We start from the raw sequence: 15,870 nt of genomic DNA on the forward strand, positions 1-15,870 counted from the left end.
ATAATTATGAGTCAATTTTTAATCGTATCAGACATTCATGGTGATCGTAGCATTTTTTTGGATATTTTAGAACATTGGCAATCTCAAGTTGATGGTATTTTTTATAATGGTGATTCGGAATTATCTGCTGATGATAAAGTGTTTGAAGGCGTTTCTACCGTGATTGGCAATATGGATGGGGATCCCGATTTCGTTGATGCACGTTCAACAACGATTGATGGCATTACCTTTTTCCAAACACATGGTCACCTGTATGATGCTACTTCTTTATTAGGTTGGGCTAATTTACAACAAATGAATCAGGCAGCAGATAAGGCGCACGCGCAAGTGGTGCTTTTTGGACATACGCATAAAGAAGGCGCTGTTACCTATCAAGGTAAGCTATTTATTAATCCTGGCTCTACCACTATTCCCAAAGGATTACACGCTAACTTGGGTGGTACGTATGCTATTTTGACAGTTAGTGACAAACAATATACAGTGAAGTTTTATAATCGTCGACATGAGGATTTGTCTGATTTGACAGTGATTGTTGCACGGTAATAGTAACGTGTTGTGGATTATCCATTCTTTTTAAAAAGCCATTTTATCGTCGATAGAATGGCTTTTTTACGTTGTCATAAACGTGTATAATAATTGATATGACAGAAAAAGGACCACAATTTAATCAATGGTACGAAGAAGATACTGAGGTTGATGAACTATTACGTGATGCGGAAGCCAACGCGGCAGAGCAGCGCGATGAATTATCATTACGGCCACAACATTTACGTGAGTATATTGGACAGACACCACTCAAAGAAGAGCTGGCTGTTTATATTGCTGCTGCCAAGCAACGAGAAGAGGCGCTGGATCATGTACTGTTATTTGGCCCACCAGGATTAGGCAAAACTACGTTAGCGATGATTATTGCTAATGAAATGGGGGTCCATATCAAGACGACATCAGGTCCTGCTATTGAGAAACCAGGTGATTTAGTGGCATTGCTAAACGAACTTGAGCCAGGTGATATTTTGTTTATCGATGAAATTCATCGGATACCAACCAACATTGAAGAAATGATGTATTCAGCGATGGAAGACTATTTTGTTGATATTATGGTTGGGCAAGGGCCGACTGCCCGTGCAGTCCATTTTCCTTTGCCACCTTTCACGCTAATCGGTGCGACAACCCGACCTGGTATGTTATCGAAGCCACTGCGGGATCGATTTGGTATCATTAACGCGCTTCAGTTTTATACACCAGAAGAGTTGCAACATATTGTGGTCCGTACAGCTGATATTTTGAATGCACCTGTTAAGCCAGAAGGTGCTTATGAAGTTGCTCTACGGTCACGCGGTACACCGCGAATTGCCAATCGCTTATTAAAACGGGTAAGGGATTTTGCACAAGTACAAGGGAAACAAGCAATCGATAAAGAAATTGTTAGTGTTGGATTGGATAAATTACGTGTTGATAATCGTGGCTTAGACGAAACAGATCATAAATTTTTGGAAACGATGATTGCTTATTATCATGGTGGGCCAGTTGGCTTAAATACAATTGCGGCTAATATTGGTGAAGAAGCTGAAACATTAGAGTCCATGGTTGAACCTTATTTGTTGCAGATTGGCTTTTTGCAACGCACTCCGCGTGGGCGTGTGGTGACGCAAGCAGCTTATGAGCACCTTGGCATATCTTATCAAGAGGAACTAACATGAACTTTATCATTTCTGATACACATTTTAATCATGAGAAAATTTTATATTTTGATAAATCAAGAGCAGATGCATTGCGTAATTTAGGTATTGATCCCACAGTTACGAATATGGATGAGTATCTTGAAAACCAATGGAATGATACGGTAAACGATGATGATGTTGTGTATTTTTTAGGTGATTTGGGTATGTTTCGTAAGAAGCAAGATTTTGTAGCACAATTGGCTCGCCTAAAAGGGGAAAAAGTTTTTTTCAAAGGCAATCATGATCATTCTGACCAACTAAAAGCTGCCTTGAAGGCACCTGAAACAAAACTCATTGAGGTGGTAGATACGGCAAAGACTATTAAAATAAATGGCATTCAGGTTTGGTTAAGCCATTACGCAATTGATTTGCCATATCCAATTTTGTCGGTGCACGGTCACATTCACGAAGCAGAGTACGAAAGCCCTAGTATGGTCAATTTATCGCTTGACTCTATTTTGATGCAACAATATCCTTTTGGTCAACCATTGTCATTTGATAAGTTATGGCCGGAATTAAAAAAGCGGTTAGAAATGATTGAACAATCATATGCGATTGAGTCGGAAAATAAGCGATTTGACCGACAAGTCGAGCGGGCATTTGATGAAGTCATTACCATCAATAAACCGACACCAACACAACGGCATGAACTCGCCTTATTGGTTGAATATCTCAACAAGAATCATTTAACTTATGCAGACGTGTTAGATCGATTTGACATCCCAAACGTGAACAAACAGCTGTCAGTTGACGAAAAAGCAGCTGTCTCACAGACAGGATATGAATTTGAAAAAGCAACAGGGCTAGCTGGGAACAGCGGCGGAAAAGGAAACTAATAATGACAACAGAGAAACACTATACCTTATCAGATTTTGATTATGATTTACCAGAAGAATTGATTGCACAAACGCCTTTAAAGCAGCGGGATGCCTCACGCTTGTTGGTCCTTAACGCAGAGACAGGTCAATATGAGGATAAGCATTTTTATAATATTTTGGACTATGTCAACGCCGGAGATGCAATTGTGATGAATAATTCACGCGTTTTGCCAGCACGTTTACATGGGGCTCGACCAGAGACAGGTGGTCATGCCGAAGTCCTATTGTTGCGCCAAGATCATGGTGACGTTTGGGAAACATTGGTCAAACCGGCAAAAAAATCACCAATTGGCTCGACAATTGTGTTTGGGGATAACTTGGACAATCCGATTATGACAGCTACGGTTGTTGGCGAATTGGAGCATGGTGGTCGCTATATTGAATTCCATTATGATGGGATTTTCATGGAATTATTGGAGCAGTTAGGTGAAATGCCATTGCCACCTTATATTAAAGAAAAGTTAGCTGACCAAGAGCGTTATCAAACTGTTTATTCAAAAGTAGATGGTTCCGCTGCTGCGCCAACCGCAGGGTTGCATTGGACGCCTGAATTATTAGACAAGGTTCGAGCTAAGGGAGTTAAAACAGTTGAGCTAACACTTCACGTTGGGTTGGGAACATTTAGACCAGTTGATGAAGAAAATATTGACGATCACAAGATGCACAGTGAGTTTTATCAATTAAGTCAAGAGGCAGCGGATCAATTGAATGAAGTGCGTGCTAAGGGCGGACGTATTATTGCTACTGGTACGACGTCAATCAGGACGTTAGAAACAATTGGGTCAAAATTTGACGGTGAATTAAAAGCTGATTCTGGTTGGACTGATATTTTCATTAAGCCCGGTTATCATTGGACTGTTGTGGATGCATTCATAACCAATTTCCATTTGCCTAAATCAACGCTTGTCATGCTGGTGGCTGCGTTTACTGGCCGTGATAACATTTTGAATGCTTATGCACATGCTGTTGAAGATAAATATCGCTTCTTCAGTTTTGGAGATGCCATGTTCATTCACAAATAATAGAGGTGTAAATGAATGAAAAAAAGAACAACAACACTTTTAGCCGCAAGTTTGGCTTTGGGTGGTGCTATTCTTGGCACGAATCAACTTTTTAGAATGGCCACAGTGGCTAGTGAAAAAACTGTTGTTCCAGATGATGTATATCCGGATAATGTCTTATTTGCTAATCAAGAAAGATTTAATCGATTACCACGAGAGACTTGGACGTTAACTACGTTTGATGGCTTGACATTGAAAGCTTGGTATGTCGCTAATCAGCACAGTGAAAAGACCGTTATTTTGAGTCATGGCTGGCGTATAACAAAAGCTAGAATGGCAACTTTTGGTGACTTGTTTTACAATTTAGGGTTTAACGTTTTAATTCCAGATAATCGGGCGCATGGCGAATCAGGCGGTAAATTTATTGGGTTTGGTTATTTGGATCGATTTGACTATCTGCAGTGGATTGATATGGTCTGTCAGAAGGATCAACGTCAGAAAATTGTTTTGATGGGGATGTCCATGGGAGGCACAACGGTTCTGTCAGTCAGTGGTGAAAAGCTACCAAATAATGTCAAAGCCGTAATATCTGATTCGGCATATACAAGTGCCTATGATGAACTAAAATATCAGGCGGGACATATGTTTCATTTGCCGGCTTTTCCTGTTTTAAATGTGTTAAATTGGATGTCTGGTTGGCGGGCTGGTTTTCAATACTCTCAGGCAGACGCTCGTCCTTTAATTGCAAAAAGTCAATTGCCTACATTGTTTATTCATGGCTTGGCTGATGATTTTGTGCCGACAAAAATGGTTTACGAATTGATCGAGCAACATCAGGGAGAGCACGTTGTATGGTTGCCAAAGGGCGCAGGTCATGTTGCTGCTTTTGAGGAATATCCAAAAGAATATATTGAACGAGTTGCTACTTTTTTGAATCAACACGTATAAGTCGCGTTATTAAACGCTTTTGTTTGGGTAGTAGTTCAAGCAAGCTGATTTAATAGCCGATGTCAAGAAAAAATATGGAAAAACAGATGGCTTAATCTTCTGATAAAATGACACTAATAGTGAAAGAGAATGTGAATATGTACGAATATATTAACGGATTAATTACTAATATTACACCAGCCTATATCGTGATTGCCTCACGGAGTGGCGTTGGATATCGTCTTTATACGGCGAACCCCTACCGTTTTGAGGAAAATGTTGAATCACATGTTTATGTGCAACAAATTGTCAGAGAAAATGACATCAGTTTGTTTGGATTTATTGATGCGAATGAAAAGGCATTGTTTAACAAGCTTTTAAATGTTTCTGGTATTGGGCCTAAAAGCGCCTTAGCTATTTTGGCCAGCGCTGATGCTACTGGATTAGTCAATGCGGTTGCAAATGATGACAGCGCATATTTAACACAGTTTCCAGGTGTTGGTAAAAAAACTGCACAACAAATTGTATTGGATTTAAAAGGTAAATTAGATGATCTAGTGGTTGAAAATAGCGTGGCAACATCATCCACAGCGTCAAGTGATTCTCGTGCACTTGATGACGCACTGGAAGCACTCTTGGCACTTGGCTACACTAAAAAAGATGTTAAAGTGGTAGGTGAGCAATTAAGTCAAACAAGTGATTCCACGGATGGTTATATTCGTTCTGGTTTGAAGATGTTGGTGAAATAGTTCGGCTTTTACTACCAATACGTCCAAGAATTGACCTTGTTATTTAGGCATTTTTTTTGTATGATAAGTAAGCTAATAAATTATTGGAGGTCGTCATGGTGATTATTACTGCGGGCATGATCGGCGTTGGGAAAACGACATTAACAGGCTTAATTGCAGAGCATATGGGTACACAAGCATTTTATGAACCAGTAGGTGATAATCCTGTGCTACCCCTTTACTATTCAGATCCAAAACAATACGGCTTCTTGCTTCAAATTTATTTTTTGAATCGTCGTTTTGACATGATTAAACAAGCGCTTGCTGATGATAACAATGTGTTGGATCGTTCTATCTATGAAGACGCTTTGTTCACTGAGGAAAATCATAAAGATGGCAATATTTCAGATGCTGAAATGGATGTCTATACAAGCTTACTTGATAATATGATGGCTGAACTGCAAAAAATGCCTAAAAAAGCACCTGATTTGATGGTGTATGCGGAGACTGATTTTGAAACGATTTTGTATCGCATCAAAAAGCGCGGTCGCAACTATGAACAATTTGAAAATAATCAGGGATTGCGTGATTACTATTTCAAGATGTGGTCAGCTTACCGCGATTGGTTTGATGATTATGATGCTTCGCCAAAACTCAAAATTGATTTACAAACATACGATTTAGAGCAAAAAGACAATCAACAAGTGATTCTAAACCAAATTGATGACGCTCTAAAAGCAATTCGTTAACATTGACACCACATCGTGGTGTTTTTTTTCGAACAAAAAAACCTACCACAATGAACATGGTAGGTTAAAAGTACATATTAAGCTTTTTTCTCTGTTTCCAATAAATTACGAATTTCTGTCAAAACTTCCAGTTCAGGATTAACTTTAACAGCTTCTTCTTTATTAGCCTTGAAGACACGGTTAATTACCTTGACTAGTATGAAGACAACAAATGCTGTGATCAAGAAGTTAATTAAATCGTTTAAGAAAGCGCCATACTTGAAAGTTAACGTTTTGCTAATGACTAATTGTAACTTATCCAAATCTGAATGACCACCAGTTGCAAAAGCGATGATTGGTCCAATCAAGTTAGTTGTCAATGACTTAACCAAACCAGTGAATGCACCACCGATGATAACACCGACTGCTAAATCAAGCACGTTTCCGCGCATAATAAATGCTTTAAACTCTGATAACATAAAAATATCCTCTAATCTTACTAATCTAATATAACTCCATCATACAGGATAATCGTTGATTTACCAACATATTAACAGTTTTGTTCATTTAATTTTCATTTAATTGATATAAGTTTAACTTTTGGTTGATATATTGTCATCATTAAGTAAGTTTAAGGAGTGTTATCATGGATTTTATCAAACGAGCTGGTTTGTATTTACGGCAAAAAATTGGTCGAACTGCACTCATTACTTTGGTGATGAGTGCGATTATGATCTTTGTTTTAGCGGGTATAATTATCCAAAATGCGGCGATTCAAGCAACTAATAGTGCTAAAAATGCTGCAGGAACAACTGTTACTTTAAGCGCTAATCGTGAAAAAGCCTTTGCTGCAATGCGAAAAAGTCAGGAAAGTGCATCATCGTCAAGCAGCAGTTCCTCGACGACTCGGCCAACTATTTCCTTGCCTGGGGTTAGTATAACCACAGCTGAAAAAATAGCTGCGCTAAGTAATGTGGCAGGATATCAATTTAGTAACAGCGCTTCTGTGAATGCGAGTGGTTTCACAGCGATTACAACAACATCAAAAAGTGGTGGTGCTCAAGGCGGGCCATCAGGTGATACATCCACCCAAGGTGATATTACCATTAGTGGTGTATCCACAACAGCCGCCGAAACTAATTTTAAGTCAAAAGCCTATACGATTACTTCTGGTAGAGGCATAACATCAGCAGATAAAAATACGAATAATGTGGTAATTGAAAGTGAATTAGCAACAAGCAATAAGCTAAAAGTTGGTGATACCATTAAAGTCAAAACAACTGCCACGACTTCTAAGACATACGAAATGAAGATTGTCGGTATCTACAAAGCCAAGACAACTTCTGGCAGTTCGTCACAAGGTGGTCCAGGCCAACAATCTGATCCAGCCAATACTATTTTCAGTAGTTATACATTCGCTGGTACGGTCAATGGTGACAGTACCACAGTTACAAGTGTTGTTTACACACTGACGGACTCTTCTAAAGAAGCTGCCTTTACAAAAGCTGCTAAAAAATTAGTATCAAGTAGTTTCAGTTTAACCTCAAGTTCTGAAACATATGCTTTGCTGATGAAACCAATGAAAAACGTTCAAAGTTTTGCCAATAAAATTGTTTGGGTTGTTGGTATTGCTGGCACAATTATTCTTGCCTTGATCACGGTATTGATGATTCGTGAACGTCGTCATGAAATTGGTGTATTAATGTCATTAGGTGAAAGCAAAGTTAAAATTGTACTGCAATTGTTCTCTGAATTATTTGCTATATTAGTTGTTTCACTAGTCATTGCAGGTGTTGCTGGTAATTTTGTTGGTAATGCTGTTGGTAAACAACTTGTTTCACAGCAAACAACTGCTACACAGACTACCACAGCCGGTGCAGGATTTGGTGGTGGAAATGGCGGCGGATCTGGTGCACCAACAACTGGTCAAACGAATCGCAACACAATGTCAGCAACAGGTAGCCAAGTACAAACCTTAAAGACGAAGCTAAGTGGTTCGGCGATGGCTGAATTAGGTGGACTAGGATTAGGTATTATCGCTATCGCAGTTGTTGCAGGGTCAACACCAATCTTCCGCTTGAAGCCCAAAAAGATTTTGTCAAATGAATAAGGACCACGTGAAAAAACAAAAGGAGTTAGTCAATGACATTAGCAATCAAAAATTTGACACATCAATATAACGCGCAGGAACGCCCTTTATATGAAAATGTTAATATGACATTTGAGCCCCGCACACTTTATAGTATTGTTGGTCAATCAGGCTCTGGTAAAACAACGTTGTTAAGCTTTTTGGCAGGTTTGGATACGCCATCCGAGGGAACAATTACACTAGATGATCAGGATATCAAATCTTATGGCTTAACCAAATATCGGAACCAAAAAGTAGCCATTATATTTCAGGCTTACAATCTTCTAAATTATATGACTGCCGCTCAAAATGTTGCTTCGGCTTTATCAATGACAAAATCCAAGCATACTGGTGATAAAGATTATATATACAGCACGCTTAATAAACTTGGCATTGACAGCTCACTGGCTGACAAAAATGTACAACAATTATCTGGTGGTCAGCAACAACGTGTCGCTATTGCCAGAGCGTTGGCAGTGGACGCCAAAATTGTTATTGCTGATGAGCCCACTGGTAATTTAGATGAAAAAATACACAAGAGGTGATTAGTATATTTCAAGAACTGGCTCACGAAGTTGGGAAAACAGTCATAATTGTTACTCACGAACCAAACGTTGCCAAAGCTGCTGATATTCAAATCAGTCTCAAAAATCGTCAGTTTACAGTTGTTTGAATCTACTATCATACGTATCGCCTTTATTACAATAAGCTTATAAAAAATGTCTGTTTTGAGTTTTCAAACAGGCATTTTTTTAATTGACAACCCTATCTTTTAAATGTATAGTATATGGCATAAACCATTTAGGAGAATAACATGGGTACCAAAAAGACAAAATATTTGGTTGTAACGACCTTTTTTATGGCTATTGTGCTAATTCAAATGATTGTACCATGGTTAGGAATGTTACCACTTGGCGCATTTGTTGTTGGCGCCTCTGCGACAATTATTCAGTTTACAGTTGCTATCGCGGCGATTATATTAGGGCCCAAGTATGGTGCATTTATTGGCGGTTTTTGGGGTGTATTATCATTTATAAACGCGTTAACACATCCTGGTACGATTGGTTCATTGATGTTTCAAAACCCGTTGACAGCGATTGTACCAAGAGTCTTGGTCGGTTTGTTAGTTGGCTATCTATTCAACACCTTCTTCCGCAATCGTCAAGCAGGCACGAAGGTTTTGGGATTAGGTTTATTAGGCTCGGTTGCTGCGATAGTTAATACAACGGGTGTCGTATTGTTGACAGCTTTTGGGTTCACCGTCATGCATACCAATTTTACTGGTATTCCGACACATGGTATCTTGCCTTGGTTAGTCGGTATTGTCTCATTTAATGCAATTTTTGAAATGATAGTTGGTTTTATTGAAGTCGGCCTTGTTGCTGGTGTTTTGTTACTCATTGCAGAAAAAGCTGATATTAAAGGGTAATTAAATGCGTCCACCCAGACTCGAACTGGGAGCAAAGACTTAGGAGGTCCCCGTTTTATCCCGTTAAACTATGGACGCGGTACTCATAAATTATACCGATTTTAGGCGATAAAAACAAATATTATATTGAGAAATCTTCAATGGAATAATGTATACTAACAATAGATAAGTATAAGAGGTGATTATCATGACCAATAATAAGACAAAATATTTGATTGTAGCGACCTTTTTTATGGCGATTATTTTGCTACAAGTGTTAGTGCCATGGCTCGGATACATTCCACTAGGCGCTGTGATTGTCGGCGCGCAGCCTACAATTATTCAATTTACTGTGGCACTAGCGGCTATCATTTTAGGTGGCAAGTGGGGTGCGTTCTTGGGTGGTTTTTGGGGTGTGATTACTTTATGGCAAGCTTGGTCAACTCCTGGCACGATTGGTTCATTGATGTTTCAAAATCCTTTCACCGCGCTTGTCCCAAGAATTTTGATTGGTGCTGTTGTGGGCTGGTTATTTAATCGGTGGCTTCGTCAGAAAAAGGCTGGTTTGCGTACACTCGGTTTGGGTGCTTTAGGGGCATTATCTGCTCTCATCAATACAGTAGGTGTGGTATTATTCACAGTAGTAGGTTTTACAGTGATGAAAACCAATTTTACTGGTATTCCGAATCATAATTTGTTAGGGTGGCTGGTTAGTCTCGTATCATTTAATAGTTTATTTGAAGTTATCACTGGTGTTATTCTTGTTTCTTTTATTGGCAATGTTATAGTGCCAGTGGCGCAAAGAGCTGGCCTTAATGGATGAAATACAAAGCTTTGATGATCATCAACTTCGTGATAATATAAAAAGTCAATTTCGATATTGAAATTGACTTTTTATATTATTGAAGTCCAGTTTGTGATTTGCTACTAGCAATCAATTGGACGTTAGTTTCACTGCCACTCGGTGTAAATACAATGACCACTTTGGCGCCACTTTGACTTTGCCACGTGGCATAGGCATATTGGTTATCGGCCGTCAAATAGGTTGGGGCGCCATAAGTTTGTTGAACGCTATCATACGAGACGCTACCTAAGCTTAAATTGTTATATGCTGAAAGTGTCCAATTACCAACACTGGTTGCAACACTACTTGAAGTGGCACTTGATGAAACACTACTGCTGTTGGTTGAACTATCAACAGGTGCTTGTGTTGCATTTTGCTTTGCACTACTAATAGCAGCCGCAACTTCGCTACTAGCACTCGCTGGTGCTTGTGCCACAGTCACAGTGCTTGAACTTTCAGCCGAAACAACTTCACTACTAGAAGATACCATTGTAGTTTCTGAACTAGAGGTTGCTTTTTTTGCCGTCGTTTTTTTCTTTTTACTTGAACTGGTACTTGATGATGAAGTTGTTGTTTTGATGTTATTTGATTGGTGTCCAAGAACTGTGAAACTGACAATCAACAGGACGACGATGATCACTAATGCAATAATTAAATTCCGCTTTTTGTGAGACTTTTTAAAGGGTTGACGCTGCATGAAAAATAAATTCCTTTCTGAAGTAGGGTGGCCATTGCCAATTATCTGATCCACTAGCAATAACCGAAAGTATGCTACACCAATAATAACAGAAAATGAGAGAAAAGTATGTTAAAATAGAAACTAGTGACGTATCGAGACAAGCAACAAGGATGACCTCAGTGTTTTAAGACCAGTAGAATCCTGTTAAGATTTATACGAAAAAAGAAAAAGCAAACAACGTTGTTGCTTGCTATTTTCCAATACCATTTATAAGGAAGAATTATGACTAATTTAAGTATTATTCCGTTTGGCGGAGTCCGTGAAAACGGGAAAAACATGTATGCTGTGACTGTGAATGACGAAATTTTTATTTTAGATGCTGGGTTGAAATATCCCGAAACTGATCAGCTTGGTGTTGATGTGGTTGTACCAGATTTTGAGTATTTAATCAAAAATACAGATAAAATTGCTGGTGTATTTTTATCACATGGCCACGCCGATGCGATTGGGGCATTACCTTATTTTCTGCAACAAGTAAATGTGCCAATATTTGGTTCTGAATTAACGATTGAATTAGCTAAATTGGCTATCAAGGAGCAAGACGCCTTAAAAGATTATGACGATTATCATATTGTCAATGAAAAAACAGAAATTGATTTTGGCGATGTCAAGGTATCATTTTTCAATACCACACACTCAATTCCAGAATCGCTAGGGATTGTGCTAGGGACTGAATACGGACAAGTTGTATATACTGGCGATTTCAAATTCGACCAAACTGCTGAAAGTTACTATCGGACAGACATTGCACGTCTAGTTGAAGTTGGGCAAAGTAAAGTTTTGGCATTGTTGGCCGATGCGGCTGGTACAGAAGGTGGCGCTGACTCAGTTAATGAATCGAAAATTGGCGATTATATCTTAGAGACTTTCCAAGACAATAAAAAGAAGCGTATTATTGTTGCTGCAGTTGCCTCAAACATTCAAAGAATTCAGCAAGTAATCAATGCCACTGCTGCAACAAAACGGCAACTGGTTTTGTCAGGGAACGATATTGAAAATGTCGTGAGAACAGCAATTCGTTTGAAAAAGTTGGATTTGCCAATCCCTGAAAATAAGCTTTTTGTGAATTTGAAAAATGCAAAAAATTTGGCAGCTGGTCAAACCGTCATTCTAGAAACCGGTCGAATGGGAGAACCAATTAAACATTTGAATCGTATGGCTAATGGCGAGGATAAGTATGTTCATATTGGCGAAGAGGACTTAGTGTTTATAACAACGACGCCTTCAACTGCAATGGAGGGTGTTGTTGCGAAGACACGTGATATGCTGTTTAAGCAGGGAGCAGATGTTAAGCAGATCAGTAATGATATGCGGTCAAGTGGTCATGCCTCACGAAATGATTTACAAATGATGATTAACATTATGCAACCAGAGTATTTTATGCCTATTCAAGGTGAGTATCGCGTGATGACGGCCGCAAAAGACGCTGCTGAAGAAGTCAATATTCCCGAAGACCATATCATGATGGCTATGAAAGGTGATCAATTCAAATGGTTAGATGATCACTTTGAGTTACAAGATTCATTTACAATTGGTGAAACACTAATTGATGGCGCTGGTATTGGGGATATAGGGAATGTGGTTCTACGTGATAGACGCATTTTATCTGAAGATGGTATTTTTGTTTCTGTTGTGACGATTGATCGCAAAAAACGGCAAGTTGTTTCAAAACCTAAGCTGACGTCGCGTGGTTTTGTCTATGTTAAAGCAAACCGTGACTTAATGAAAGAAGCTTCAGACTTGACGGTTAAACAAATTGAAGACTACCTCAGTAATACGAAAAATTTTGACTGGAATGAGCTGAAAAATAGTGTTCGAGAAGTACTTTCAAGATTCTTGTTTGAACAGACTCGGCGTCGTCCAATGGTGATGCCAGTGGTGATGGAAGTTAACCAAAACAGGCGACCAAATAACCATAAGTCAACGGCGACACAGTCTGGTGCACAATCAAATAAGCGCCAAACACCAAAAAAACCAAATAATCCCAATGTTACTAAGGTGACAAAGGCTGTTAAGAAGGGACCACGTCGTCCAAACAATCGCCGTCCGCAACCTAAAGCGGCTGAATAACAAAAATCCCAACTCAAGTGAGTTGGGTTTTTGACTAATCAAGAAAGGAGTATCGTAACAATTATGAGTTGAGTTTTAATTGTCATGATTTGTTATGTGACCGAAAAAATGACTGACCATATTACGCCAGAAACACAGGAACTTATTAACCGTGCGCAGGTGGAAATGAAACAAGAAAACTGGCACGATGCAGCAGAAACACTGGCTGATTTATATGAAAGTTTGCAGACTTTTGATATTAACAATCGCTTAGTGACAGCCTTATTTATGGATAAACAATATCAATTAGCATCTTCTTATGCTGACGATTTTTTGGCAGAATATCTCGATGATGAAACACATTTTCGCATGATAGTTGCACTGGCAGTCCAAAATCAGAGCTTTGTTTATGCGCAACAATTGGCGATGTTATGGGATGATGAACAGACACAGTCAGAAATTTTAGATGAAATCAGAACGGCTGAAAATCATGCGAAAGAAACAATGGCAACAACTTTAGCAACGATTAGTCGTCAGTTTTATCACATGAGCGACTACGACTTGGATGCGCAACGCAATCGTTACGAGGCTGCTAGAAGGCTACCGGTGGCTGATTTTGTTATCGGCGCTAAATTTTTATTAGTTGATCCATTTGCCTTGCCGCTAATACGCGCAACTTTATTAGAAGATTTACAAAAGCTAGATATTCAAGAACCCGTTCAATATCGCTGGTTAGATGAACAACTTTACACTATCCGTCTTGACCAAATTAATCCATTGACGAGTTCCGAAGTTTTTGAAAAAATTGCGACATTAATTGACGATCGATTGGGTCAAGAAGATCCTGTAGCGTTGGAAATGTTAGCCCATCAAATGAGATTAGAGCTAACACTTTTGTACCCACAAACTGACGACGTGATTATTGATGCTGACAGCTGGGTTGATAGCAGTCTAGATCGCTACTATGGACAATCAAATCATACTGAAGTTGGACTGCAAAAATATTGGCATGATAAAGTAAATGAAATTACAAACAGCTTTTTTGAAAATTAATGTTAAAAGTGTTTACATTTTCTTAATAAGTCGGTATAATAATTTTTGGCTTCAAGAGCCGGAAAAATGCAAGTTACTTGTTGTCTTTTGACGGCTTGCGTTGTAAAATATATTTATAAACATTTTTCAGAATTACTGAAAAATGAATTTTGGAGGAAACTACATTGGCTAAGGAAACTTACGTTCGCACTAAGCCCCACGTTAACATTGGTACTATTGGACACGTCGATCATGGAAAGACGACTTTGACTGCTGCTATTTCAAAGGTATTGTCTGAAAAGCAAGGTAAAGTAGCAACTGATTTTGCTGAAATTGATAACGCGCCTGAAGAAAAAGAACGTGGTATCACTATTAACACTTCTCACATCGAATACGAAACTGAGAAGCGTCACTATGCCCACATTGATGCCCCAGGTCACGCGGATTACGTTAAAAACATGATCACTGGTGCCGCTCAAATGGATGGTGCTATTTTGGTTGTTGCTGCAACTGATGGTCCTATGCCACAAACACGTGAACACATCTTGTTGGCACGTCAAGTTGGTGTTGACTATCTTGTTGTGTTCTTGAACAAGACAGACTTGGTTGATGATGAAGAATTGATCGACTTGGTTGAAATGGAAGTTCGTGAACTTTTGTCTGAATATGACTTCCCTGGTGATGATATTCCTGTTATCAAGGGTTCAGCATTGAAGGCTTTGGAAGGTGACCCTGAACAAGTTAAGGTTATCGAAGAATTGATGGATACTGTTGATTCATACATTCCAGAACCAAAGCGCGAAACTGACAAGCCTTTCTTGATGCCTGTCGAAGACGTCTTCACAATTACTGGTCGCGGAACAGTTGCTTCTGGTCGTGTTGACCGTGGTGTATTGACTACTGGTACTGAAGTTGAAATCGTTGGTTTGAAGGATGAAGTTAAGAAGACTACCGTAACTGGTATCGAAATGTTCCGTAAGACTTTGGAAGAAGCTCAAGCGGGTGACAACATTGGTGCATTGTTGCGTGGTGTTGATCGTAACGAAATCGAACGTGGTCAAGTTTTGGCAAAGCCAGGTTCAATTCAAACACACAAGAAGTTCAAAGCCGAAGTTTATGTTTTGAGCAAAGAAGAAGGTGGTCGTCACACACCATTCTTTACAAACTACCGTCCACAATTCTACTTCCACACAACAGATGTTACTGGTGTTGTTGAATTGCCAGAAGGTGTTGAAATGGTTATGCCTGGTGACCAAGTGACATTCGAAATCGAATTGATCTCACCAGTTGCCATCGAACAAGGTTTGAAGTTTACTGTTCGTGAAGGTGGCCACACTGTTGGTGCCGGTACAGTTACTGAAATCGAAGACTAATATTATTAGTTTTAAAAGGACATGCATTGCGTGTCCTTTTTTTTATGAAAAAAACAAGTACGCAATAGCATACTTGTTTGGTGTGATTATTTATGTGTCTCAGTCTCGCTGTCTCGTCCTAAAGCAGCTGTTCGTGCAACATCATCCTCCTTTTCATTTGGTAAAATGAATAAGTCATCTATCGGGGTTGTTTGTGTTTCTTCACGATTAACAATTTTTGCCATTATGATCCTCCACTTTTTCTTAATTTTACATTATTTTTTATGCAAAAATATACATTTTATTCAAATTATTATGTATATAAACTGCATATA

The 15,870-nt window shown here is 39.0% G+C and carries 16 protein-coding genes, 1 tRNA gene and 1 pseudogene; 14 read left to right on the forward strand and 4 right to left on the reverse strand.

The window, feature by feature from the left end:
• Nucleotides 1–6: 6 nt before the first annotated feature.
• The 7 genes from ACI3ES_RS03215 (at nucleotide 7) to ACI3ES_RS03245 (ending at nucleotide 6,004) form a co-directional block, all read left to right on the forward strand.
• The gene (locus ACI3ES_RS03215) at nucleotides 7–543 is read left to right on the forward strand and encodes a YfcE family phosphodiesterase (protein ID WP_036067714.1); all 537 of its coding nucleotides are present in this window, start codon (nucleotides 7–9) and stop codon (nucleotides 541–543) included.
• A 98-nt stretch (nucleotides 544–641) separates the two neighbouring features.
• Nucleotides 642–1,700, forward strand: a complete 1,059-nt coding sequence (gene ruvB / locus ACI3ES_RS03220; RefSeq protein ID WP_114666513.1) for a Holliday junction branch migration DNA helicase RuvB — start codon at nucleotides 642–644, stop codon at nucleotides 1,698–1,700.
• On the forward strand, nucleotides 1,697–2,557 hold the full coding sequence (locus ACI3ES_RS03225) for a metallophosphoesterase family protein (RefSeq protein WP_114666514.1): 861 nt from the start codon (nucleotides 1,697–1,699) through the stop codon (nucleotides 2,555–2,557). Before ruvB ends, ACI3ES_RS03225 begins: the two co-directional genes overlap by 4 nt.
• Nucleotides 2,558–2,559: 2 nt before the next feature.
• Nucleotides 2,560–3,621 carry a tRNA preQ1(34) S-adenosylmethionine ribosyltransferase-isomerase QueA gene (queA, locus tag ACI3ES_RS03230; RefSeq protein ID WP_114666515.1) on the forward strand — a complete coding sequence of 354 codons (1,062 nt, stop codon included), beginning with the start codon at nucleotides 2,560–2,562 and terminating at the stop codon, nucleotides 3,619–3,621.
• A gap of 15 nt (nucleotides 3,622–3,636) precedes the next feature.
• Nucleotides 3,637–4,548, forward strand: a complete 912-nt coding sequence (locus tag ACI3ES_RS03235) for an alpha/beta hydrolase (RefSeq protein ID WP_114666516.1) — start codon at nucleotides 3,637–3,639, stop codon at nucleotides 4,546–4,548.
• Nucleotides 4,549–4,685: 137 nt separating this feature from the next.
• On the forward strand, nucleotides 4,686–5,276 hold the full coding sequence (gene ruvA / locus ACI3ES_RS03240; RefSeq protein WP_114666517.1) for a Holliday junction branch migration protein RuvA: 591 nt from the start codon (nucleotides 4,686–4,688) through the stop codon (nucleotides 5,274–5,276).
• 95 nt (nucleotides 5,277–5,371) lie between these two features.
• Complete coding sequence (locus ACI3ES_RS03245) at nucleotides 5,372–6,004, forward strand: deoxynucleoside kinase (protein WP_114666518.1); 633 nt, start codon at nucleotides 5,372–5,374, stop codon at nucleotides 6,002–6,004.
• A gap of 77 nt (nucleotides 6,005–6,081) precedes the next feature.
• Here the strand turns inward: ACI3ES_RS03245 and mscL are convergent, their stop codons facing one another.
• Nucleotides 6,082–6,462: a large conductance mechanosensitive channel protein MscL gene (gene mscL / locus ACI3ES_RS03250; RefSeq protein ID WP_004914883.1), complete on the reverse strand. Its 381-nt coding sequence runs from the start codon at nucleotides 6,460–6,462 to the stop codon at nucleotides 6,082–6,084.
• Nucleotides 6,463–6,629: 167 nt separating this feature from the next.
• Between mscL and ACI3ES_RS03255 the strand changes: the two genes are divergently transcribed.
• From ACI3ES_RS03255 to ACI3ES_RS03265, 3 genes and pseudogenes are all read left to right on the forward strand, one after another.
• A complete protein-coding gene (locus ACI3ES_RS03255) occupies nucleotides 6,630–8,093 on the forward strand; it encodes an ABC transporter permease (RefSeq protein ID WP_004914886.1) in 1,464 nt (487 codons plus the stop codon).
• A gap of 32 nt (nucleotides 8,094–8,125) precedes the next feature.
• Nucleotides 8,126–8,784 (forward strand): annotated as a pseudogene (locus ACI3ES_RS03260) (ABC transporter ATP-binding protein).
• A 141-nt stretch (nucleotides 8,785–8,925) separates the two neighbouring features.
• Nucleotides 8,926–9,540, forward strand: coding sequence for an ECF transporter S component (locus ACI3ES_RS03265; protein ID WP_114666519.1), 615 nt, complete (start codon nucleotides 8,926–8,928; stop codon nucleotides 9,538–9,540).
• A gap of 5 nt (nucleotides 9,541–9,545) precedes the next feature.
• Here ACI3ES_RS03265 and ACI3ES_RS03270 read toward each other — a convergent pair.
• Nucleotides 9,546–9,618, reverse strand: a tRNA-Arg gene (locus ACI3ES_RS03270).
• 109 nt (nucleotides 9,619–9,727) lie between these two features.
• Here ACI3ES_RS03270 and ACI3ES_RS03275 point away from each other — a divergent pair.
• Nucleotides 9,728–10,342, forward strand: a complete 615-nt coding sequence (locus ACI3ES_RS03275; protein WP_114666520.1) for an ECF transporter S component — start codon at nucleotides 9,728–9,730, stop codon at nucleotides 10,340–10,342.
• 76 nt (nucleotides 10,343–10,418) lie between these two features.
• Here the strand turns inward: ACI3ES_RS03275 and ACI3ES_RS03280 are convergent, their stop codons facing one another.
• Nucleotides 10,419–11,060: a cell wall anchor protein gene (locus ACI3ES_RS03280; protein ID WP_080519610.1), complete on the reverse strand. Its 642-nt coding sequence runs from the start codon at nucleotides 11,058–11,060 to the stop codon at nucleotides 10,419–10,421.
• A gap of 264 nt (nucleotides 11,061–11,324) precedes the next feature.
• Between ACI3ES_RS03280 and ACI3ES_RS03285 the strand changes: the two genes are divergently transcribed.
• The 3 genes from ACI3ES_RS03285 to tuf all read left to right on the forward strand — a co-directional run bounded on the left by ACI3ES_RS03285 (nucleotide 11,325) and on the right by tuf (nucleotide 15,556).
• Nucleotides 11,325–13,172, forward strand: a complete 1,848-nt coding sequence (locus ACI3ES_RS03285) for a ribonuclease J (protein ID WP_114666521.1) — start codon at nucleotides 11,325–11,327, stop codon at nucleotides 13,170–13,172.
• Nucleotides 13,173–13,280: 108 nt separating this feature from the next.
• Nucleotides 13,281–14,204 carry a type I restriction endonuclease subunit R gene (locus ACI3ES_RS03290; RefSeq protein ID WP_114666696.1) on the forward strand — a complete coding sequence of 308 codons (924 nt, stop codon included), beginning with the start codon at nucleotides 13,281–13,283 and terminating at the stop codon, nucleotides 14,202–14,204.
• A gap of 164 nt (nucleotides 14,205–14,368) precedes the next feature.
• Complete coding sequence (gene tuf / locus ACI3ES_RS03295; protein WP_080519256.1) at nucleotides 14,369–15,556, forward strand: elongation factor Tu; 1,188 nt, start codon at nucleotides 14,369–14,371, stop codon at nucleotides 15,554–15,556.
• Between the two features lie 86 nt (nucleotides 15,557–15,642).
• Here the strand turns inward: tuf and ACI3ES_RS03300 are convergent, their stop codons facing one another.
• Nucleotides 15,643–15,780, reverse strand: a complete 138-nt coding sequence (locus ACI3ES_RS03300) for a hypothetical protein (protein WP_004913767.1) — start codon at nucleotides 15,778–15,780, stop codon at nucleotides 15,643–15,645.
• Between the last annotated feature and the right edge of the window lie 90 nt (nucleotides 15,781–15,870).

The organism is Leuconostoc falkenbergense (genome assembly GCF_045801155.1).
In the GTDB taxonomy this organism is placed as follows: domain Bacteria; phylum Bacillota; class Bacilli; order Lactobacillales; family Lactobacillaceae; genus Leuconostoc; species Leuconostoc falkenbergense.